Annotated in this window: 19 protein-coding genes; 9 read left to right on the top strand and 10 right to left on the bottom strand. The window is 66.2% G+C overall.

From position 1 onward, the window contains the following. Nucleotides 1–19: 19 nt before the first annotated feature. Complete coding sequence (locus tag BAC01S_RS19520) at nucleotides 20–718, bottom strand: phosphatase PAP2 family protein (RefSeq protein WP_027796273.1); 699 nt, start codon at nucleotides 716–718, stop codon at nucleotides 20–22. Between the two features lie 296 nt (nucleotides 719–1,014). Here BAC01S_RS19520 and BAC01S_RS19515 point away from each other — a divergent pair, with 296 nt between their 5' ends. Further along, entirely contained in the window at nucleotides 1,015–2,217 is a 1,203-nt protein-coding gene (locus BAC01S_RS19515; protein WP_027796272.1) for an extracellular catalytic domain type 1 short-chain-length polyhydroxyalkanoate depolymerase, read from the top strand. Nucleotides 2,218–2,364: 147 nt separating this feature from the next. Next, on the top strand, nucleotides 2,365–2,541 hold the full coding sequence (locus BAC01S_RS33990; protein ID WP_084168671.1) for a DUF3563 family protein: 177 nt from the start codon (nucleotides 2,365–2,367) through the stop codon (nucleotides 2,539–2,541). Between the two features lie 17 nt (nucleotides 2,542–2,558). On the opposite strand, the gene BAC01S_RS19505 is transcribed toward BAC01S_RS33990, so the two are convergent. The 3 genes from BAC01S_RS19505 to BAC01S_RS19495 form a co-directional block, all read right to left on the bottom strand. After that, complete coding sequence (locus BAC01S_RS19505) at nucleotides 2,559–3,356, bottom strand: BPSS1780 family membrane protein (RefSeq protein ID WP_027796271.1); 798 nt, start codon at nucleotides 3,354–3,356, stop codon at nucleotides 2,559–2,561. Beyond that, the gene (locus tag BAC01S_RS19500) at nucleotides 3,347–4,351 is read right to left on the bottom strand and encodes a homoserine kinase (RefSeq protein ID WP_027796270.1); all 1,005 of its coding nucleotides are present in this window, start codon (nucleotides 4,349–4,351) and stop codon (nucleotides 3,347–3,349) included. The genes BAC01S_RS19505 and BAC01S_RS19500 overlap by 10 nt, the downstream gene beginning before the upstream one ends. A 152-nt stretch (nucleotides 4,352–4,503) precedes the next feature. Further along, nucleotides 4,504–4,941 carry a hypothetical protein gene (locus BAC01S_RS19495; RefSeq protein ID WP_027796269.1) on the bottom strand — a complete coding sequence of 146 codons (438 nt, stop codon included), beginning with the start codon at nucleotides 4,939–4,941 and terminating at the stop codon, nucleotides 4,504–4,506. Between the two features lie 210 nt (nucleotides 4,942–5,151). Here BAC01S_RS19495 and BAC01S_RS19490 point away from each other — a divergent pair, with 210 nt between their 5' ends. Beyond that, nucleotides 5,152–6,648: an AMP nucleosidase gene (locus BAC01S_RS19490; protein ID WP_027796268.1), complete on the top strand. Its 1,497-nt coding sequence runs from the start codon at nucleotides 5,152–5,154 to the stop codon at nucleotides 6,646–6,648. A 100-nt stretch (nucleotides 6,649–6,748) separates the two neighbouring features. Here BAC01S_RS19490 and BAC01S_RS19485 read toward each other — a convergent pair whose 3' ends face one another. The 3 genes from BAC01S_RS19485 to BAC01S_RS19475 all read right to left on the bottom strand — a co-directional run bounded on the left by BAC01S_RS19485 (nucleotide 6,749) and on the right by BAC01S_RS19475 (nucleotide 8,757). Further along, nucleotides 6,749–7,276, bottom strand: a complete 528-nt coding sequence (locus BAC01S_RS19485; RefSeq protein ID WP_027796267.1) for a chromate transporter — start codon at nucleotides 7,274–7,276, stop codon at nucleotides 6,749–6,751. Beyond that, on the bottom strand, nucleotides 7,273–7,872 hold the full coding sequence (locus tag BAC01S_RS19480; RefSeq protein ID WP_027796266.1) for a chromate transporter: 600 nt from the start codon (nucleotides 7,870–7,872) through the stop codon (nucleotides 7,273–7,275). Before BAC01S_RS19480 ends, BAC01S_RS19485 begins: the two co-directional genes overlap by 4 nt. A 129-nt stretch (nucleotides 7,873–8,001) precedes the next feature. Further along, nucleotides 8,002–8,757, bottom strand: a complete 756-nt coding sequence (locus BAC01S_RS19475) for an LOG family protein (RefSeq protein ID WP_027796265.1) — start codon at nucleotides 8,755–8,757, stop codon at nucleotides 8,002–8,004. Nucleotide 8,758: 1 nt separating this feature from the next. Between BAC01S_RS19475 and polA the strand changes: the two genes are divergently transcribed. The 3 genes from polA (at nucleotide 8,759) to BAC01S_RS19460 (ending at nucleotide 13,967) form a co-directional block, all read left to right on the top strand. Next, nucleotides 8,759–11,557 carry a DNA polymerase I gene (gene polA / locus BAC01S_RS19470; protein ID WP_027796264.1) on the top strand — a complete coding sequence of 933 codons (2,799 nt, stop codon included), beginning with the start codon at nucleotides 8,759–8,761 and terminating at the stop codon, nucleotides 11,555–11,557. Nucleotides 11,558–11,726: 169 nt separating this feature from the next. Further along, nucleotides 11,727–13,070, top strand: a complete 1,344-nt coding sequence (locus BAC01S_RS19465) for an NAD(P)/FAD-dependent oxidoreductase (RefSeq protein WP_027796263.1) — start codon at nucleotides 11,727–11,729, stop codon at nucleotides 13,068–13,070. Between the two features lie 24 nt (nucleotides 13,071–13,094). Then, on the top strand, nucleotides 13,095–13,967 hold the full coding sequence (locus tag BAC01S_RS19460; RefSeq protein ID WP_027796262.1) for a dienelactone hydrolase family protein: 873 nt from the start codon (nucleotides 13,095–13,097) through the stop codon (nucleotides 13,965–13,967). 57 nt (nucleotides 13,968–14,024) lie between these two features. Here the strand turns inward: BAC01S_RS19460 and BAC01S_RS19455 are convergent, their stop codons facing one another. From BAC01S_RS19455 to BAC01S_RS34745, 3 genes are all read right to left on the bottom strand, one after another. Further along, nucleotides 14,025–14,894: a sulfurtransferase gene (locus tag BAC01S_RS19455; RefSeq protein ID WP_027796261.1), complete on the bottom strand. Its 870-nt coding sequence runs from the start codon at nucleotides 14,892–14,894 to the stop codon at nucleotides 14,025–14,027. A gap of 180 nt (nucleotides 14,895–15,074) precedes the next feature. Continuing rightward, nucleotides 15,075–16,181 (bottom strand): aromatic ring-hydroxylating oxygenase subunit alpha, encoded by a 1,107-nt coding sequence (locus BAC01S_RS19450; RefSeq protein ID WP_027796260.1) that lies wholly within the window; start codon nucleotides 16,179–16,181, stop codon nucleotides 15,075–15,077. A 106-nt stretch (nucleotides 16,182–16,287) separates the two neighbouring features. Further along, nucleotides 16,288–16,458, bottom strand: coding sequence for a hypothetical protein (locus BAC01S_RS34745; RefSeq protein WP_156954467.1), 171 nt, complete (start codon nucleotides 16,456–16,458; stop codon nucleotides 16,288–16,290). Between BAC01S_RS34745 and BAC01S_RS19445 the strand changes: the two genes are divergently transcribed. The 3 genes from BAC01S_RS19445 (at nucleotide 16,457) to dxs (ending at nucleotide 19,663) form a co-directional block, all read left to right on the top strand. Further along, entirely contained in the window at nucleotides 16,457–16,780 is a 324-nt protein-coding gene (locus BAC01S_RS19445) for an exodeoxyribonuclease VII small subunit (RefSeq protein ID WP_027796259.1), read from the top strand. The genes BAC01S_RS34745 and BAC01S_RS19445 overlap by 2 nt on opposite strands. After that, entirely contained in the window at nucleotides 16,777–17,670 is an 894-nt protein-coding gene (locus BAC01S_RS19440) for a polyprenyl synthetase family protein (protein ID WP_027796258.1), read from the top strand. The genes BAC01S_RS19445 and BAC01S_RS19440 overlap by 4 nt, the downstream gene beginning before the upstream one ends. Before the next feature lie 85 nt (nucleotides 17,671–17,755). Then, nucleotides 17,756–19,663 carry a 1-deoxy-D-xylulose-5-phosphate synthase gene (dxs, locus tag BAC01S_RS19435; RefSeq protein WP_027796257.1) on the top strand — a complete coding sequence of 636 codons (1,908 nt, stop codon included), beginning with the start codon at nucleotides 17,756–17,758 and terminating at the stop codon, nucleotides 19,661–19,663. Nucleotides 19,664–19,761: the final 98 nt, after the last annotated feature.

Below are 19,761 nucleotides of genomic sequence, written 5' to 3'. Positions count from 1 at the left end.
GCGACAGCGCCGGCCACCGTCAGGCGTGGCGTTGGGTCGGGGCGCCGAGCGTGTTGCGGGTCTGGGAGATAGGCGACTCGGGCGCTTTCGGCCGGTTGGCCTTCCAGCGGGCGCGTACATAGGGCTGCTCGTGGCCCGAGACGGTCAGCGCGAGATGCGTGACCCAGCGGTGCGTAGGCACGTGCACGTCGTGCAATGCGAAAGTCAGCGCCGCGAGACTCAGCGTGACGGCCGCCCCCGACAGGCGGCCCGACTGGGCGTTCCACCAGTAGCGCACGAAAATGAGCGCTGTCAGCGCGCCGATGACGAAGCCCGCCACGGCTTCGGACGGCGAATGCGCTTCCAGCACGACGCGCGAGAGGCCGACCGCGACGCCCGTGACCAGCCCAACGGCGACGCCCGCGGCGCGCAGGCCCGGCCGTACGCCCTGCAGCATCAGAAAGAATGCCACCGGATAGACGGCCGTGGAGAGCATGGCATGGCCGCTTACGCCCGTGAAGTCGAGTTCGCGCACCCCCACGCCCCAGCCGAGGAATGCGATCTTGGTGACGGTGACCACGCCGATCGACGCGCCGAGCAGCAGCAGCCAGCTCGCGGCCATGCGCCACGAGTAGCCGGCCAGCAGCCAGAGCGCGATCGCGAACGCGAGCGGCAGCGCCAGTCCGGCACCGCCGAGGTTCGTGATCGAGTACCAAAGGTGAAGGGGTAAATCGGGCATGAGTCGGCGCCGCAACAGTGCGGCAACAGGAAAGTTCTGCCAGTTAATGTAGCTAACGCGCGAAGCGCCCAACTGGCGGACACGCACATCGCATAAGTCTCTCAAGTATAGCCGTCTCGAAAAACCTCGGCAGGGACCTCATCCGTTCGACATATATTTGCACTGCACGATCAGCGCCCGGGGGCGACTTGTATTCCTCTGCAGCATCCACCATTTAGTGTTATTGTGCATCGCACAACGACATGTCATCGGCGTCAGCCCTTGACGTATCCGACCCCCCTTTCACGAGGCTGATGATGACGAAGGATCTGACGAAGCTGTGGGCGGGTGGCATGCGACGTCTGCTCGCCATCCAGAATCGGGCTGCCCGCGCGGCGCTGCGCGAAGCGCGCCAGCACGCGCCGCAGCCGCAGGCGCTGTGGCGTGCCGCCCAGACCGCTGCGGCCGAGGCGGTTGCCGCGCCCACCACGACCACCACGGCCACGCCTCGCGCGGCGCGCCCCATGACGCCGCCGCGCGAATCGCGCGTGGGGCCGCGCGCGGCCGCCTGGGCGGCGGGCGAGTGGCATCGCGCCGAACATATCGCGCCGGCCACGCCGCAGCGCGCCGCACGCACGCTTTCCTACGGGCTCTATCTGCCGGCGGGCCATGACGATCCGTCCGGCCTGCCGCTCGTCGTGATGCTGCACGGCTGTCAGCAGTCGATGGACACGTTCGCCGAAGGCACGCGCATGAACCTGCTCGCCGACCGGCACGGTTTTGCCGTGGTCTACCCCGAGCAGTCCGCACATGCGCACCCGCATCAGTGCTGGCACTGGTACGACGCGCGCGAGGAGGCCGGCGGCGGCGAAGCGGCGGCGGTCGTCTCGCTGGTCGACACGCTCGTGGACGAATACGGCTTCGACGCCACGCGTATCTATCTAGCCGGGCTTTCGGCCGGCGCCGGGCTCGCCGCGCTGCTGGCCGTGCGCGCGCCGGATCGTTTCGCGGCGGTCGCCCTGCACTCGGGGCCTGCATTCGGCGAGGCGCGTTCGGGCGTCCAGGCGCTGGACGTCATGCGGCGCGGGCTCCATCAGGATCCGGTCGATCTGCTCGAGCGGCAACTGGATGGCGAGACGCACCCGGGCATGCCCGCGATTGTCGTGCAAGGCGATCAGGATGCGGTGGTCGCGCCGATCAACGCCGAACAACTGGCGGTGCAGTTCCTGCGGCTGAATGGCCTGGCGGACGCGCACGGCGTGCGACCCGATGTCGCGGCCCGGGAGTCGGCACGCGACGACCACGTCGTGCAGGACTACACGCGACGCGGCGAGAGCGTGGTGCGCTTGTGCCGCGTCGCGAATCTCGACCACGCCTGGAGCGGTGGCGACGACACTGTGCCGTTCCACTCGGCCAAGGGGCCGGACGCAAGCGCGATGATCTGGAATTTCTTCGAAGGGCATCGCCGCGCGGCGGCCAACGACGCGTTTGGCCGAAAGATGGCCGGAGGCGCGCGATAAGGGGGCGGCAAGGGGGCGCTAAGGGCGCAATGCCGCCGCCTCCATCTCGAATAAACACTCGGTCGAGATGGCTGGCAAGAGGTTAGGGTTTACCCTATAATTCGTTTGTCCATTCAAAGCGAATGTCATCCGAAGTAGGGGCAAATCATGTATCTCCTTAGTCGTCTGTTCCTGTTCCTCACGAAGTCCGCCGACGAGCATCAAAAAGAGCGCGAAGAGGCGTATCTCTCCGAAGCGAACGATATCTACGATCTGGAATTCCGCCTGCGCAAGCTCGATCGCGAAAAGGCCGCGCGTCATCCGGACTGGATGAGCCAGTACTAAGCCATTGGCGGAACGGCCTAGCGGCCGGCGGCGTCGAGGGTCTGCGGGTCCTGAACGCCGAAGCAGCCGCGGTAGGTTGCGTAGAACGAGCAGTAGAGCATCGTCAGCAGGACGATGAGCGCGGGCATCAGCACGGCGAGCCCATAGCCGCCGGCGTCGAGCGCGTGCAGCAGCACCGAGAGTCCCACCGAAACGGCGACCGACACGGCCATCCACAACGCGCCGTAGACCACGAAGGCCCCCTTGTTGCGCCAGCAGCTCACCACGCTGAAAAACATCGCCTTGACGGGCGGCACGTCGTGCCAGGCCGTCAGCACGGGCGCGAACCAGAACAGCATCGACACCGGCACGTACAGCACTAGCGACGCCAGCACCGCGAGCGGGACATTGCTGTTTTCGAGCGTGTCCGTGTCCAGCGTGCCGCCCAGCGTCATCAGCTGCAGCAGCGTACCGCCGTCCGCCAGCGCGGAGGCGGCAAGCACGAGCGTCATCGCCACTACGTAGATCACGCCGAGCGCGAAGAGGCGCTTCGTCACCACGGAGCCGTAAGCGCGGAAACCGTCGATCAGGATCGTGGGAAAGACCGGCTTGCCCGCGACGGTGTCGCGGCACGCCGCCATGAACCCCACTGCCACGCCCGGCACGAACAGCAGCGGCAGCACGCCGCCCACCACGGGAATGGCGGAGATCAGGGTCATCGCAAGCAGATACGCGAAGAACAGCGTGAGGAACGCCAGCGGATTGCGGCGGAACAGCCAGATGCCCTGGCGGAACCAGACGTAGCCCGCCTTTGCGGGCACTTCGATCAGTTGCATGCGCGGGATCCTGCGTGGAGGGCTGCGTTCGCGCTGCCGGCGAGGCGCTGGCGGAGTATCCGCTCGAAGTGGCCGGGATCGTGCGGCTTGAGCAGCTCGGCCGAGCGCGGCAAGTGGAAATCGTACAGGCGCGAGAGCCAGAAACGGTAGGCGCCGGCGCGCAGCATGTCGTCCCAGTGGCGGATTTCCGCCGGTGTGAGGGGCCGCACCGTCTGATAGGCGCGCAACAGCGCTTCCGCGCGCGGCAGATCGAGCGCGCCCGTGGGCAGGTCCACGCACCAGTCGTTCACCGCGACCGCCAGGTCGAACAGCCACTTGTCGCAGCCGGCGAAATAGAAATCGAAAAAGCCGCCCAGGCGCACCTCGTGCCCCGGGGCCGCATTCGTGTGCGCGAACAGCACGTTGTCGCGGAACAGATCGCAGTGGCACGCGCCGCCCGGCAACGCCGCGTAGTCGGCGGACGCGAAAAATGCGCGCTGATGCGCGAGTTCGGCGCTCAGCAGTTCGCGCTGCGCGCCGGCGAGGAACGGCAGCACCGTCGGCACCGTCTCTTCCCACCACGGGAGGCTGCGCAGGTTCGGCTGGTCGCCCTTGAAATCGCGGCCCGCCAGATGCAGGCGCGCGAGCATCTGGCCCACTTCGGCGCAATGCTCCACGCCCGGCGCGAGCTCGGGCGTGCCGTCGAGCTTCGTTACGATGGCCGCGGGCTTGCCGTGCAGCAGGCCGAAGAGGGAGCCGTCGGCGCGCGGCATCGGGTCGGGCACCGGGACGCGGTGCGAGGCCAGGTGGCGCATCAGGTCGAGGTAGAACGGCAGTTGTTCGGCCGTCAGCTTTTCGAAGATCGTCAGGACGTATTCGCCGCGCGTCGTCGTCAGGAAGAAGTTGCTGTTCTCAATGCCGGACTGAATGCCGCGGAAATCGACGACTTCGCCGAGATCGTAGTCGCGCATCCATGCGCCAAGCTGGGTATCGGTGACAGCGGTGAAGACGGCCATGCGGGAGTCAGGTTGGTTTCGTGAGCAGGTGCAGCGCGCAATGCCCCGCTGCGGGGATTGACCCGCGCGCGGTGCCTGCGGGAGCGAATTTGCCGGGGTGCTGCAGTCCGCGCCGCGCGCCAGGTGCGTGGGGCGCGCGGGCGGGCAGCGTATCAGTAATGCAGGTTGATCGACGGCAGGCGCGTGCTGGCTTCGCCGCTCGAGTGCACTTGCGGCGACGTGTCGGCGGGCGCGGTCATCGTGTAGTGCGTGCCGAAGTTCGAGCGCACGTTGATTTCGACGGGCTTGCCCTTGTCGCGGTACTCGGTGATTTCGGTGCCGTTCGGGCTCACTTCGTGGAAGCTGGGCTTGCGCGGTACGTTGATGTCGACCTTCGAGGTGACCTTGGCCGCCGGGCGGTTGATTTCCTCGAGATTCGGCAGGCCCGCCTTTTCGTTGGCCGACAGTTCCGGCTGCGACGCCGGCGCCGACTCTGCCGATTGGGCTTCGACGGCGTTCTTCGCGTCGTCGGGCGCGGCCATGGCGACTCCCATGGCAACCCCGTTGAGCGCGAGCATCGTCGCGGCGGCGACGGGAAGGAGCAACTTCATGTTGATTCCGTTGATTGTCCGGTTCGATGGCTCAATTCTAGCAAATCCGGCCGTTGCGCCCCATGCCGTTCCGCGCCCGGCGGCAACGACCGGCGGGCAATCTCCGGGCGTGCCGAAGGGGTGTGCTCAGCGTGGCGGGGTTCCGTGGTAAGGTGGTTCGACCGACCGGAGCGCAAGACGATGAACAACGAAACCCACCTGCGGCCGCTCATGACGCCCGCGCACGATTTCCCGACCGAGTCCTTCACGGACGCCGCCGACGCTGTCGCCCGCCTCTCCACCATCTACGAGTCGAATACCTCGTTCCTGCGCGACGCCTTCGCGCGCTACCGGCGCGGCGAGGCATTCGACCGCCGCGTGCGCGCGTGCTATCCGTTCGTGCGCATCTGTACGGAAGTCAACACGCACATCGACTCGCGGCGCTCCTACGGCTTCGTGGCGGGACCGGGCGTGTTCGAGACGACCATCACGCGGCCGGACCTGTTCGGCGACTATTACCGCGAGCAGTTGCGGCTCCTGGCAAAGAACCATCACGTTTCGATCGAAGTAGGGGTTTCGGATCAGCCCATTCCGGTGCATTTCGCCTTTGCCGAAGGCATCCACCTGGAAGGCGATCTGGACCGCGAGCGGCTCGTCGCCATGCGCGACGTGTTCGACACGCCCGACCTCGCGCAGCTCGACGACCGCATCGTCAACGGCACCTACGAACCGGCGCCGGGCGAGCCGCAGCCGCTCGCGCTCTTCACGGCGCCGCGCGTGGACTTCTCGCTGCACCGCCTGAAGCACTACACGGCCACGTCGCCCACGCACTTCCAGAACTACGTGCTCTATACGAACTACCAGTTCTATATCGACGAGTTCGTGAAGCTCGGCCGCGCGATGATGGCCCACACCGACGACGCCGACCTGCGCAACTACCGCAGCGAGTACACCTCGTTCGTCGAGCCGGGTGACGTGGTGACCTACAACGCGAATCTGGGCGAGCAGGACGACGAAGGCACGCTGGCGGCGCGCCTGCCGCAGATGCCTGCGTACCACCTGAAGCGCGCCGACGGCAGCGGGATCACGATGGTCAACATCGGCGTGGGGCCCTCGAACGCGAAGACCATTACCGATCACATTGCCGTGCTGCGGCCGCATGCGTGGGTCATGCTCGGGCACTGCGCCGGCTTGCGCAACACGCAGCGCCTGGGCGACTACGTGCTCGCGCATGGCTACGTGCGCGAGGATCACGTGCTCGATGCGGACCTGCCGCTGTGGGTGCCGATTCCGGCGCTGGCGGAAGTGCAGCTCGCGCTGGAGCGCGCGGTGGCCCAGGTCACGCAGCTCGACGGCCCGGAGCTCAAGCGCGTGATGCGCACGGGTACGGTGGCGAGCGTGGACAACCGCAACTGGGAACTGCGCGATCACCGCGAGCCGGTGCAGCGGTTGTCGCAAAGCCGCGCGGTTGCGCTCGATATGGAAAGCGCGACGATTGCGGCGAACGGCTTCCGGTTCCGCGTGCCGTATGGGACGCTGCTGTGCGTCTCCGACAAGCCGTTGCATGGCGAATTGAAGCTGCCCGGCATGGCCGATTCGTTCTATCGCGCGCAGGTGGACCAGCACCTGCAGATTGGCGTGAAGGCGATGGAGATTTTGCGCACGAATGGCTTGCACAAGCTGCATAGCCGCAAGCTGCGCAGCTTTGCCGAAGTGGCGTTTCAGTAAGACTAAGCCTGGCTGCGCGCGACGCGTGGCCAGTCTTTTGAGGCAAATAATCAGCAGTCCATATAGATAGCCTGAAGGCCCCGGCAGAGCCTCTTCCTCCTCACTGCCCGAACCCGCTCAATCCGATCAGGCTACCCGCCGCAAGCAGCCACAGCGGGTGGATCTTCGTGCGAAACGCCAGCACCGCGCACACGCCGGTGATCGCCCACGCGATCCACGAAGGGTCGGAGGCCTTCGCGATCAGCATCGCACTCGCGGCAACGAGCCCGGCCGTCACCGGCACGAGCCCGCGCTGCGCGATACGCCGCCACGGGCGGTCTTTGAAGCGGTCCCATGCGTGCAGCACGGTGAGGGTCACGAGCGACGACGGACCGAATTTCGCCACGGAAGTCACGAGCAGGCCGGCCCAGCCCGCCACATGCCAGCCAACCAGCGGGACGATCATCAGATTCGGCCCGGGCGCGGCCTGGGCGAGGGCGAAGAGCGCGCTGAATTCGCTGGCGGGCATCCAGTGATGCACTTCCACGACCTGACGCTGCATCTCGGGCAGGATCGTGTTGCCGCCGCCGAACGCGAGCAGCGAGAGCTGGCTGAAGATCGCGGCGAGCGCGACGAGCGTGGCGTTCATCGTGCGCCACCCGCGCGGCGGGCGGCGCACGCCGCGACGGCAATGCCGATGGGAGTGAGCACGAGCATGGTGGGCAAAAGCGGCGTGCGCAGGATCGCGATCGCAATGAAGCCGAGCAGCGCGATGAAGGCCATGGCGGGCTCGCGGTGCAACGGCAGCAGGATCTTCACGGCCATCGCGACGAGGAGCCCGGCCGCGGCCGCGGCGAGCCCGACGAACAGGTGGCGCACGTGCGGATCGTTCTGCGTGCGCTCGTAGAGCACGCCGAGTGCGATGACCACGAGCGTCGGCCCGGCCATCAGCCCGAGCAGGCCGGCCAGCGCACCGCGCCAGCCCCGAAAGCGCATGCCGATCGCAACCGAAAGGTTGATGACATTGCCGCCCGGCAGGAATTGGCACAGGCCGAGCAGGTCGGTGAATTCCGCCGCCGAAAGCCAGCGGCGCCGCTCGACGATGGTGCGGCGCGCAAGCGGCAGCGCGCCGCCGAACGAGGAGAAGCCAAGGCCGAGAAAGCCGAGGAACAGTTCGCGCACGGTCGGCGCCGGAGACGCGCTGGCGGCGCCCGGCGGTGCGTCCTGGGGGAGTGTTTGATTCATCGTGATGGCACGGTCTTCGAGGCAAGCCCCGAGGTTAGCGCCGATCGGTCTCGCGCGCCAATTCGGGCCCACGCCTCGAAGCGTGGCGGAATTGGCGCGCGGCGGCAGCGGTGAAACGAGAGCCGAACCTCAGAGGTAGAACATCCGGTCTTCGTCGGAGTCGCTGCGTTCGTGACGGACTTTCTCGCCTTCTTCGCCGCTGTCCTCGTAGAACTTGAGGACCGCTTCGAGCACCTGGTCCGGGTCGTCGATCACCTGCATCAGGTCCATGTCCTCGGGATTGATGAGGCCCATCGGCACGAGCGCCGAGCGGAACCAGGCAAGCAGGCCCTGCCAGAATTCGGCGCCCACCAGAATGATCGGCACGTGGCGCGATTTCTTCGTCTGGATCAGCGTGAGCACTTCGGCCAGTTCGTCGAGCGTGCCGAAGCCGCCGGGCATGACGATCACGGCGTCGGAGTTCTTGACGAAGGTGACCTTGCGCGTGAAGAAATGGCGAAAACGCAGCGAGATATCCTGCCACTGGTTGCCCGACTGCTCGTGCGGCAACTCGATGTTCAGGCCCACCGAAGGCGACTTGCCCGCGTGTGCGCCCTTGTTGGCCGCTTCCATGATGCCGGGGCCGCCGCCGGAGATCACGGCGAAGCCTGCGTCCGACACTTTGCGCGCGATTTCGGTCGCCAACTGATAGTACTTCGAGTCCGGTTTCAGGCGGGCAGAACCGTAGATGCTGACCGCCGGCCGGATCTCCGACAGGTACTCGGTCGCCTCGATAAACTCTGCCATAATCGTGAACATCTGCCACGATGCGCGCGCCTTCTTGGCCGTTGCGCGCTCTTGATCTGCGAGTGAACGCAGACTCGGAATCACTTTTCTCTTGTCCATAATGCCTGAAGAACTACGCGTGGAAACCAACCTACATACTGAGCTGGAAGGAAAGACCCTGCTGCTGGTCGATGGTTCCAGCTATCTCTATCGGGCCTACCATGCGATGCCGGATCTGCGCGGTCCCGATGGCGAGCCGACGGGTGCGCTATACGGGATCATCAACATGCTGCGCCGTATGCGCAAGGAGGTTACGGCAGAGTATAGCGCGTGCGTGTTCGATGCGAAGGGCAAGACGTTCCGCGACGACTGGTATCCCGACTATAAGGCGAACCGGCCTTCCATGCCCGAGCCGCTTGCGGCGCAGATCGAGCCCATTCACGTGGCCGTGCGCGCGCTTGGCTGGCCGCTCCTGATGATCGAAGGCGTGGAGGCCGACGACGTGATCGGCACACTCGCGCGCCAGGCCGAAAAGCTCGGCATGAAAGTGATCGTTTCCACGGGCGACAAGGATCTCGCGCAGCTCGTGACGGACCGCGTCACGCTCATCAACACGATGACGAACGAAACGCTCGACCGCGAAGGCGTGATCGCGAAGTTCGGCGTGCCGCCGGAGCGCATCGTCGATTATCTTTCGCTGATCGGCGACACCGTGGACAACGTGCCGGGCGTGAACAAGTGCGGCCCGAAGACGGCGGTGAAGTGGCTCACGGAGTACGGCACGCTCGACGGCATCGTCGAACACGCGGCCGACATCAAGGGCGCCGTGGGCGGCTATCTGCGCGATGCGCTCGACTTCCTGCCGATGGCTAGAAAGCTCGTCACCGTGGAGACGGCTTGCGAACTCGCGCCGCACATCGAGTCGATCGAAGCCTCGCTCGCCGCGCGAGCCGAAGCGCGCGAGGAGCTGCGCGACATCTTCGCGCGTCACGGCTTCAAGACCTGGCTGCGCGAAGTCAACGAAGCCGATCAGAGCAGCAGTGCGCCGGCCGCGGCGAGCGGCGACGCACCGAAGCAGGACGCGGACGTGCAGCCCGCGCTGATGCTCGACGTGCCGCGCCACTACGAAACGATCCAGACGTGGGCGCAGTTCGATGCATGGCTCAAAAAGATCGAAGGCGCGCGCCTTACCGCGTTCGACACCGAAACGACGGCGCTCGATCCCATGGTCGCGAAGCTCGTCGGCCTTTCGTTCGCCACGGAGCCGGGGCAGGCCGCGTATCTGCCGGTCGGCCATCGCGGGCCGGACGTGCCCGAGCAACTGCCGCTCGACGAAGTGCTCGCGCGCCTGAAGCCCTGGCTCGAAGGCGAGCAGTACAAGAAGGTCGGCCAGCACATGAAGTACGACGAGCAGGTGCTGGCGAACTACGGCATTGCGCTGGGCGGCGTCGAGTACGACACGATGCTCGAATCGTACGTGCTCGAATCGCATCGCAGCCATGACATGGACAGCCTCGCGCTGCGTCACCTCGGCATCAAGACGATCAAGTACGAGGAAGTGGCGGGCAAGGGTGCGCAGCAGATCGGCTTCGACGAAGTCGCGCTCGACAAGGCGGCCGAATATGCGGCGGAAGATGCCGACATCACGCTGCAGCTGCATCTCGCGCTCTATCCGCAGATCGAGCAGGAGAAGGGACTCGGCTACGTGTACCGCGAGATCGAGATGCCCACCTCGCGCGTGCTGCGCCAGATGGAACGCAACGGAGTCCTGATCGATGCGGAGCGTCTCGAGCGTCAGAGCGCTGAAATCGCCGTGCGTCTCGTCGAGCTCCAGCAGGAAGCGTATGCGCTCGCGGGCGGCGAGTTCAACCTCGGCTCGCCGAAGCAGATCGGCCAGATCTTCTTTGAGAAGCTGCAGCTGCCCGTCGTGAAGAAAACGCCTAGCGGTGCGCCGTCCACCGACGAAGAAGTGCTGCAGAAGCTCGCCGAAGACTACCCGCTGCCGAAGCTGCTGCTCGAGCATCGCGGCCTCTCGAAGCTGAAGTCCACCTATACCGACAAGCTGCCGCGCATGGTCAACGCGCAGACGGGCCGCGTGCATACGAACTACGCGCAGGCCGTGGCGGTTACGGGGCGTCTCGCGTCGAACGATCCGAATCTGCAGAACATTCCGGTGCGCACCGGCGAGGGGCGCCGCATTCGCGAGGCGTTCGTCGCCGCGCCCGGCTGCAAGATCGTTTCGGCCGACTATTCGCAGATCGAGCTGCGCATCATGGCGCACATCTCGGGCGACGAGTCGCTGCTCGCCGCGTTCGCGCGCGGCGACGACATTCACCGCGCCACCGCCGCCGAAGTGTTCGGCGTGACGCCGCTCGAAGTGAGCGCCGACCAGCGCCGCATCGCCAAGGTCATCAACTTCGGCCTGATCTACGGCATGAGCGCGTTCGGGCTCGCCTCGAATCTCGGCATCACGCGCGACGCGGCGAAGCTCTATATCGACCGCTATTTCGCACGCTATCCGGGCGTGGCGCGCTACATGGACGAGACCCGCATGGACGCGAAATCGCGCGGCTATGTCGAAACCGTGTTCGGCCGCCGTCTCTGGCTGCCCGAGATCAACGGCGGCAACGGCCCGCGCCGCCAGGCGGCCGAGCGCGCCGCGATCAACGCGCCGATGCAGGGCACCGCGGCGGACCTCATCAAGCTTTCGATGATCGCGGTCGAGAAGTGGCTCGACGGCACGCGCATGCGCACGAAGATGATCATGCAGGTGCACGATGAACTCGTGCTCGAAGTGCCGGACGAGGAACTCGCCGAAGTCCGCAAGCGTCTGCCGGAACTGATGTGCTCGGTGGCCCAGCTCAAGGTGCCGCTCGTCGCCGAGGTGGGCGTGGGCGCGAACTGGGAGGAAGCGCACTGAGGGAGTGTAACGATGCAGTACCCGCGCACGCCGGCTGGCGCAAGCACGCGGCTCGCATGACCGGCATGCCCGGCGCATGCTTGCCGTGACGTGCGGCGTCGGCCGAGAATGCGTAGGCCGGCACGCATTGCCGGCCGTTCTGACGCCAGACAACACGCACGGAGGGTCTATGCATCGCTTTATCGTTGTGGGAGGAGGGGCTGGCGGACTGGAGCTCGCGACACGGCTGGGCGACCGCTACGGCAAGGCCCGCAGAGGAGCGCCGCCGCGCGCGAGCGTGACGCTGGTGGACCGCTATCCGACCCATATCTGGAAGCCGCTCCTGCACGAGGTCGCCGCAGGCAGCATGGATCCGTTCACGCAGGAGCTCGAATACGCGGCACAGGCGCGCTGGCACGGCTTCGAGTTCCAGCAGGGCGAGCTCACTGGCCTTGACCGCGCGGCGAAGCGCATCAGCCTCGGCGCGGTGAAGGACGAGGACGGCGGCGATATGCTGCCGCCGCGCGAGCTCGAATACGATACGCTCGTGCTGGCGATCGGCAGCACGACGCATTTCTTCGGTGTGCCAGGCGCCGCGGAAAATTCCCTCGCACTCGACACCGTGGCGCAGGCCGAACGCTTTCGCAAGCGGCTTATCGCGGCGTGCATACGCGCCGAGCATCAGGAGCCCGAGCCGGCGCCCGAAGGCGGCCCGCCTCGCGACGAGCGGCGCGTGCAGATCGCGATCATTGGCGCAGGCGCAACGGGCGTCGAGCTTTCGGCCGAGCTGCGCAATACCGCGCAGGTGCTCTCCGCCTATGGCCTTCACAAGCTCGATCCCAGCCACGACGTGGGCATCGTGCTGATCGAGGCCGGCCCGCGCATTCTGCCCGCATTGGCGGAGCGCGTTTCGTCGGCAACGGCCGAGCTGTTGACGAAGCTCGGCGTGCGGATCCTGACCAGCGAGCGCGTGACGGAAGTTGCCCCGGGCGTGGTGCGCACGGCAAGCGGCAAGGCCTTGCGCGCCGACCTCACGGTCTGGGCGGCGGGCATCTCGGCACCGCCGGTGCTGGCCCAGCTCGACGGTCTGCCCGTCAACAAGCTGGGCCAGCTGATCGTGCGCCGCACGCTGCAAACCGAAGCCGACGACAACGTCTTCGCGTTCGGCGACTGCGCCGCCTGCGAATGGCCCGGACATGAGCGCGGCGTGCCGCCGCGCGCCCAGGCCGCCCACCAGGAGGCGGCCTTCCTGCTGCGCTCGCTCGGCAACCAGCTCGAAGGCCGGTCGCTGCCCGAGTTCACCTATCGCGACTTCGGCTCGCTGGTGTCGCTCGGCCATTTCAGCGCGGTCGGCAATCTGATGGGCGGGGTGATTGGCGGTAGCATGCTGATCGAAGGCTTGTTCGCCCGTTTCATGTATATGTCCTTGTACCGCATGCATATCGCCGCGCTGCACGGCTATGCGCGCATGGTGCTCGACACCTTCGCGCACTGGCTGCGCCGCACGACGCTGCCACGCGTGAAACTGCATTGAATGCCGTCTAACGAGGAGCGTTGCATGCTGAAGCCCGAAGTCGATTCGCTTGTTCCGCACGTGCCGTTCAACCGGCGCACTTTCCTGAAGGCCGCGCTCGGCAGCGGCTTTGCCGCAGCCGTGCTGCCGGTTTCCGCGCAGACCATTCACACCGACGCCGTGGGTCTTGAAGCCGGCGAGGTGGGCTTCGAGTCGAACGGCACGCTGATTCCGGCGTACCGGGCCCAACCGCTCGGCAAGACGCATCTGCCGGTGATCATCGTCGTGCACGAGATCTTCGGCGTGCACGAGCACATCGCCGACGTGTGCCGGCGTTTCGCGAAGCTCGGTTACCTCGCCATCGCCCCGGACCTCTTCGTGCGCGAGGGCGATGCATCGGTTTATCCGACGATCCAGCAGATCGACCAGAACATCGCGAGCAAGGTCCCCGACGCACAGGTGATGTCCGATCTCGACGCGACCGTCGCCTGGGCCGGGCAGCATGGCGGCGACCTGAAGCGCGTGGGCATCAACGGGTTCTGTTGGGGCGGGCGCATCAGCTGGCTCTATGCCGAGCACAATCCGCATCTGAAGGCCGCCGTGGCGTGGTATGGGCGCGTGGCGGGGCCGCATACGGCGACCATGCCGGCCAATCCGCTCGACCTCGCGGGCAGCCTGCAGGTGCCCGTGCTGGGGCTCTACGGCCGCCAGGACCCGAGCATTCCGCAGAACACGCTCGCGCAGATGAAGCAGGCAATCGCGCAGGGGCCACAGGGCGGGCGCGGCTCGGACTTCGTCGTGTATGACGACGCGGGCCACGCCTTCTTCGCCGACTATCGCCCGAGCTACCGCCAGGCCGACGCCGAAGACGGCTGGAAGCGCGCGCTGGCGTGGTTCAGGGAGCACGGCGTCGGGTGACGCCGCGCGGTTGAGGCGAGTTTGACCCGATGTACGACCCGATCCCGGGCGGCACGCTCAGGGATTGGGTCCCGTCGCGATCGGGCGCGCAGGATCGGCGCACCATTCGCTCCACGAGCCGCCGTAGAGCGCCGCGCCGTGCAGGCCCGCGATCTCCATCGCGAGCGCGTTGTGGCAAGCCGTGACGCCCGAGCCGCATTGCAGCACGACGTGTTCGAGCGTCGTGCTGGTCAGCACCGCCGAGAACTCGTCTCGCAGCGTGTGCGCGGGCTTGAAGCGGCCGTCGGCGCCGAGGTTGTCCTTGAAGAAGCGGTTGCGCGCGCCCGGAATGTGGCCGGCCGCCGGGTCGATCGTTTCGTTCTCGCCGCGATAGCGGTCTGCGGCGCGCGCATCGACGACCAGCAGGTCGTGCGTCGAGAGATTGCGCACCACAGCCTGCACATCGACCGTCACCTGCAGCGGCGCACCCGCCTTGAAGTTGCCGGGCACGGGAAGCGGCACGTCGCTCGAGAGCGGATAGCCGGCCGCTTCCCAAGCCTGCAGGCCGCCGTCGAGCACCGCCACCGAATCGTGACCGAGCCAGCGCAGCAGCCACCACAGGCGCGCGGCGTAGCTGCCGCCCTGGGCGTCGTAAGCCACGACCTGCTGCCCGGCGTTGAGGCCGTGCGCCGCGAGCGTGCTGACGAGCGCCGCGCGCTCGGGCAGCGGATGACGGCCGTTCTTGCCGGTCTTCGCGCCGGAGAGGTCGCGGTCGAGGTGGAGATACTGGGAGCCGGGAATGTGGTTGGCCGTGTAAGCCGCTTCGCCGCTGCCGGCGTTCGCAAGATCGAAGCGGCAGTCGAACACGAGCACGCTGCCCGGCGCAGCGGTCAGGCGTTCGTAGAGATTGGCGGCGGAGATGAGCGTGGTGTAGTGCGTGTGGGGCATGACGGCGGCTCCTTGTCGATCGCACCTGGCGCTTCAGCGCTTTGGTGCGAACCCATGCAAAGCTGAGAGATGCACGGCCGGCAAGGCCGGCCCGATGCCGTCAGTCTAAACAAAAAGACGGGCCGTGGCCCGTCTTTCCTTGATGCATCGGCATGCGCTGCTTATGGATCAAGCAAGCGATCAGATCGTTCCCAGTTCGCGCCGCAGGAACTCGTGGAAGTGCTGCATGCCGTCTTCCATCGGGCTCTGATACGGGCCGACTTCCGAAACGCCGCGCTCGAACAGCGCGCGGCGGCCGGCGTCCATGCGCTCGGCGATCTCGTCGTCCTCGACAGCCGTTTCCATATAGGCGGCACGCTCGGCCTCGACGAACTCGCGCTCGAACAGCGTGATTTCCTCGGGGTAATAGAACTCGACGATGTTCTTCGTCTTCCGCGTACCCTCGGGAATCAGCCACGACACCACGAGCACGTGCGGATACCACTCGATCATGAGATTCGGGTAGTACACCATCCAGATCGCGCCGAATTCCGGCGGCACGCCGTTACGGAAGCGCAGGACTTCGTCGTGCCACTTGCGGTACGTCGGGCTGCCCGGCTTGCCGAGCTGGCTGTGCACGCCCACGGTCTGCACGCTGTACCACTCGCCGAATTCCCACCTCAGGTCGTCGCACGAGACGAACTGGCCGAGGCCCGGGTGGAACGGCACGACGTGGTAGTCCTCCAGATAGACCTCGATGAAGGTCTTCCAGTTGTAGTTGCACTCGTGGACCTCGACGTGATCGAACATATAGTCCGTGAAGTCGAGGTGCTTCGCGGGCCCGAGGCGGGCGAGGTCGCGCGCGATGTCGCGTCCCGCGGACTCGAAGAGCAGGCCGTTCCATTGCTGCAGCGGCGTGCGGTTCAGGTTCAGACAAGGTTTGTCCGCGAAGTGCGGTGCGCCGAGCAGTTCGCCCTTGAGGTCGTAGGTCCAGCGATGCAGCGGACATACAATATTGTCTGCCGTGCCGCGACCGTTTAGCATGATGGCCTGGCGGTGGCGGCAGACGTTCGAGAGCAGCTCGACCTGGTCTTGCTTGTTACGCACCAGCACGCGGCCTTCTTTTTCGCCGGGCAGTGCAAAATAATTCCCCGCTTCGGGCACCATCAGCTCGTGCCCGACGTAACGAGGACCTTTCTGGAAAAGCGTTTCGATTTCGCGCTGGAGAAGCGCTTCGTCAAAATAAGCGGTGACTGGCAGCTGGCTGTGGATAGACTTCAGCTGCAATGCATTGCTCAGATTGGACATTCCCACTCCCGATGAAGACGTGAAAGCAGTGAACAACCCAACCATCGAAGATTCGATTTAGGGAGCCGGCTAGTATACCCGTTTCCACCCCCAAGGGGTAGCTAAGTCACTGATTTTTGCCAAATTTGCCTCCAGGCAACGCGATCGGCGTGCTGGCGTGGCGGATTTCGGTCAGGATCGCACCTGTGGCGGTAAGAGGGTGCAAGTGGGCGAGCGGGTCGGATTCCGCGCTTTTGCCGTAGAATGTCCGCCTTGTTTCAATTCTGCGACGACTCATGGCGAAATCCGCAACGAAAGACCGCGCCGAAGGGGCTGAAAACGGCAACGACGACGGCGGCAACAGTGGCGGCGACCCGCGGCAGCCCGAGAGCTACGAGGCCGCGCTGGCCGAGCTCGATGCGCTCGTGGCGCGCATGGAAGGCGGCAGCCTGAGTCTCGAGGAATCGCTGGACGCGTACCGGCGCGGCGCCGTGCTGGTGAAGTTCTGCCAGCAGCAGCTGGAAAAGGTTGAACAACAGGTGCGCGTGCTCGACGGCGAAACGCTCAAGCCCGCGCCCCTCAATACGACATCCGCAACGGGCGGAGACGACGATCTATGACTTTTGAACAATGGACCCGGCTGGTGCTGGACCGGGTCGAGAGCGCGCTCGAACACTATTTGCCGGCAGCCGACGTGCTGCCCGCGAGCCTGCATGACGCCATGCGTTATGCCGTGCTGGGCGGCGGCAAGCGCGTTCGGCCGCTTCTGTGCCATGCTGCGGGCGAACTGACGGGCGCGACGCCCGAGGCGCTCGACGCGGCGGCCTGCGCGCTGGAGATGATCCACGTCTACTCGCTCGTGCACGACGACATGCCGTGCATGGACAACGACGACATGCGCCGCGGCAAGCCGACGGTCCACGTCAAGTACGACGAACCGACGGCGCTGCTGGTGGGCGACGCGCTGCAGTCGCAGGCTTTCATTACGCTGACGTCGGACGTGCCGGGACTGCGCGAGGCGCCCTCGCGTCAGGCATCGCTCGTGCGCGAGCTGGCGCTCGCAAGCGGTTCGATCGGCATGGCCGGCGGCCAGGCCATCGACCTCGCGAGCGTGGGGCGTGCGCTCACGCGCGAAGAACTCGAAACGATGCACCGGCTGAAGACCGGCGCGCTGTTGCGCGCGTCGGTCCGCATGGGCGCGGTGGCGGGCGAGACGCCCTCCGCCGGCACGCTGCGCGCGCTCGACGCGTACGCAGCGGCAGTGGGCCTCGCCTTCCAGGTGGTGGACGACATTCTCGACGTCACCGCCGACTCGGCGACGCTCGGCAAGACCGCTGGCAAGGATGCGAAGGACGGCAAGCCGACCTACGTGTCGATCATCGGTCTGGACGCATCGCGGGCGCTGGCGCAGCAGTTGCGCAGCGACGCGCATGCGGCCCTCGAACCGTTCGGCGCGCCCGCAAGGCGCCTTGCCGAACTCGCTGACCTGGTGGTGAACCGGGTCAGCTGACCGCGCCACCCGCCCGCGCACATGAAAGGGGACGTAATGTGTGCCAGAAGTGCGGGAGCGCCCGATTTCCTGGACTGGAACGACGATGTACGACTTGCTGAAAACCATTGACGACCCGGCGGATTTGCGCCGCCTTGATCGCCGCCAGTTGCAACCGCTTGCCGACGAACTGCGTGCCTTCGTTCTCGACAGCGTCTCGCAGACGGGCGGCCATTTGTCGTCCAACCTCGGTACGGTCGAACTGACGATCGCGCTGCACTACGTGTTCGACACGCCGCGCGATCGCATCGTCTGGGACGTCGGCCATCAGACCTATCCGCACAAGATCCTGACCGGCCGCCGCGACCAGATGCACACGCTGCGCCAGCTCGGCGGCATCTCGGGCTTCCCCAAACGCGACGAGTCGCCGTACGACACGTTCGGCACCGCGCACTCGAGCACGTCGATCTCGGCGGCGCTCGGCATGGCCATCGCGAGCAAGCTCAAGGGCGACGACGCCATGGGCATCGCCGTGATCGGCGACGGCGCGATGACGGCCGGCATGGCTTTCGAGGCGCTGAACAACGGCGGCGTGGAAGACGACGTGCCGCTGCTCGTGATCCTCAACGACAACGACATGTCGATTTCGCCGCCGGTGGGCGCGCTGAATCGCCATCTCGCGCGCCTCATGTCGGGCCGCTTCTACGCAGCGGCGCGTGCCGGCGTGGAGCGCGTACTGCGTCATGCGCCGCCCGTGCTCGACCTCGCGCGCAAGCTCGAGGAGCACGCCAAGGGCATGATCGTGCCGGCCACGTTGTTCGAAGAGTTCGGCTTCAACTATATCGGCCCGATCGACGGTCACGATCTCGATTCGCTGATTCCCACGCTGCAGAACATCAAGGAACTGCGCGGTCCGCAATTCCTGCACGTCGTGACGAAGAAAGGCCAGGGCTACAAGCTCGCCGAAGCGGACCCCGTGCTCTACCACGGCCCCGGCAAGTTCAATCCGGCCGAAGGCATCAAGCCGTCCACGGCGCCGAGCAAGAAGACCTATACGCAGGTCTTCGGCGAGTGGCTGTGCGATGCCGCCGAACTCGATTCGCGCGTGATCGGCATCACGCCGGCCATGCGCGAAGGCTCGGGCATGGTCGAGTTCGAGAAGCGCTTCCCGGACCGCTATTACGACGTGGGTATTGCCGAACAGCACGCGGTGACGTTCGCGGGCGGTATCGCGACCGAAGGCCTCAAGCCCGTTGTCGCGATCTACTCGACCTTTCTGCAGCGCGCGTATGACCAACTGATCCACGACGTCGCGCTGCAGAACCTGCCGGTCGTGTTCGCGATCGACCGCGCGGGCCTCGTGGGCGCTGACGGTGCAACGCACGCGGGTGCCTACGACCTCGCGTTCATGCGCTGCATTCCGAACATGATGGTCATGGCCGCCTCGGACGAGAACGAGTGCCGCCAGATGCTCTACACGGCGCTCCAGCAGGACTGCCCGACGGCAGTGCGTTATCCGCGCGGCGCGGGCACGGGCGTCGCCACCGTCAAGCAGATGGCGGCGCTGCCGGTGGGCAAGGGCGAGGTTCGCCGCGAAAGCAGCGCACCGGCAGGCCAGCGCATTGCGATCCTCGCGTTCGGCACGATGGTTGCACCGTCGCTGAAGGCAGCCGAGGAACTCGACGCCACCGTGGCGAACATGCGCTTCGTGAAGCCGCTCGACGCGGAACTCGTGCGCCAGCTCGCCGAGACGCACGACTATCTCGTGACGGTCGAGGAAGGCTGCATCATGGGCGGCGCGGGTTCGGCCTGCGTGGAAGCCCTGCTTGAAAGTGGGGTTATCAAGCCCGTACTACAATTGGGCCTTCCTGATCGCTTCATCGATCACGGCGACCCGGCCAAGTTGCTGGCCGGCGTGGGGCTCGACGCGGCAGGGATCGCGAAGTCGATTCGCGAGCGCTTCCTCGACCGCGCGGCGAACGCGTCCGGCAAGTCGGTGATGCGCGTCGCCTGAGTTGGGCGAGGCCGGAATCAGCGCCTCGCGGCGCGCCTGCCCGGTTCGTACCGGGTGTTGGCGCCTGCGTTAGCCCATCTTCCGTTTGAACCCGCGGG

The sequence above is a fragment of the Paraburkholderia acidipaludis NBRC 101816 genome, assembly GCF_000684975.1.
Classification (GTDB): domain Bacteria; phylum Pseudomonadota; class Gammaproteobacteria; order Burkholderiales; family Burkholderiaceae; genus Paraburkholderia; species Paraburkholderia acidipaludis.
The sequence above is the reverse complement of the archived record's forward strand: the minus strand, read 5'-3'. Positions and strand labels throughout refer to the sequence as shown.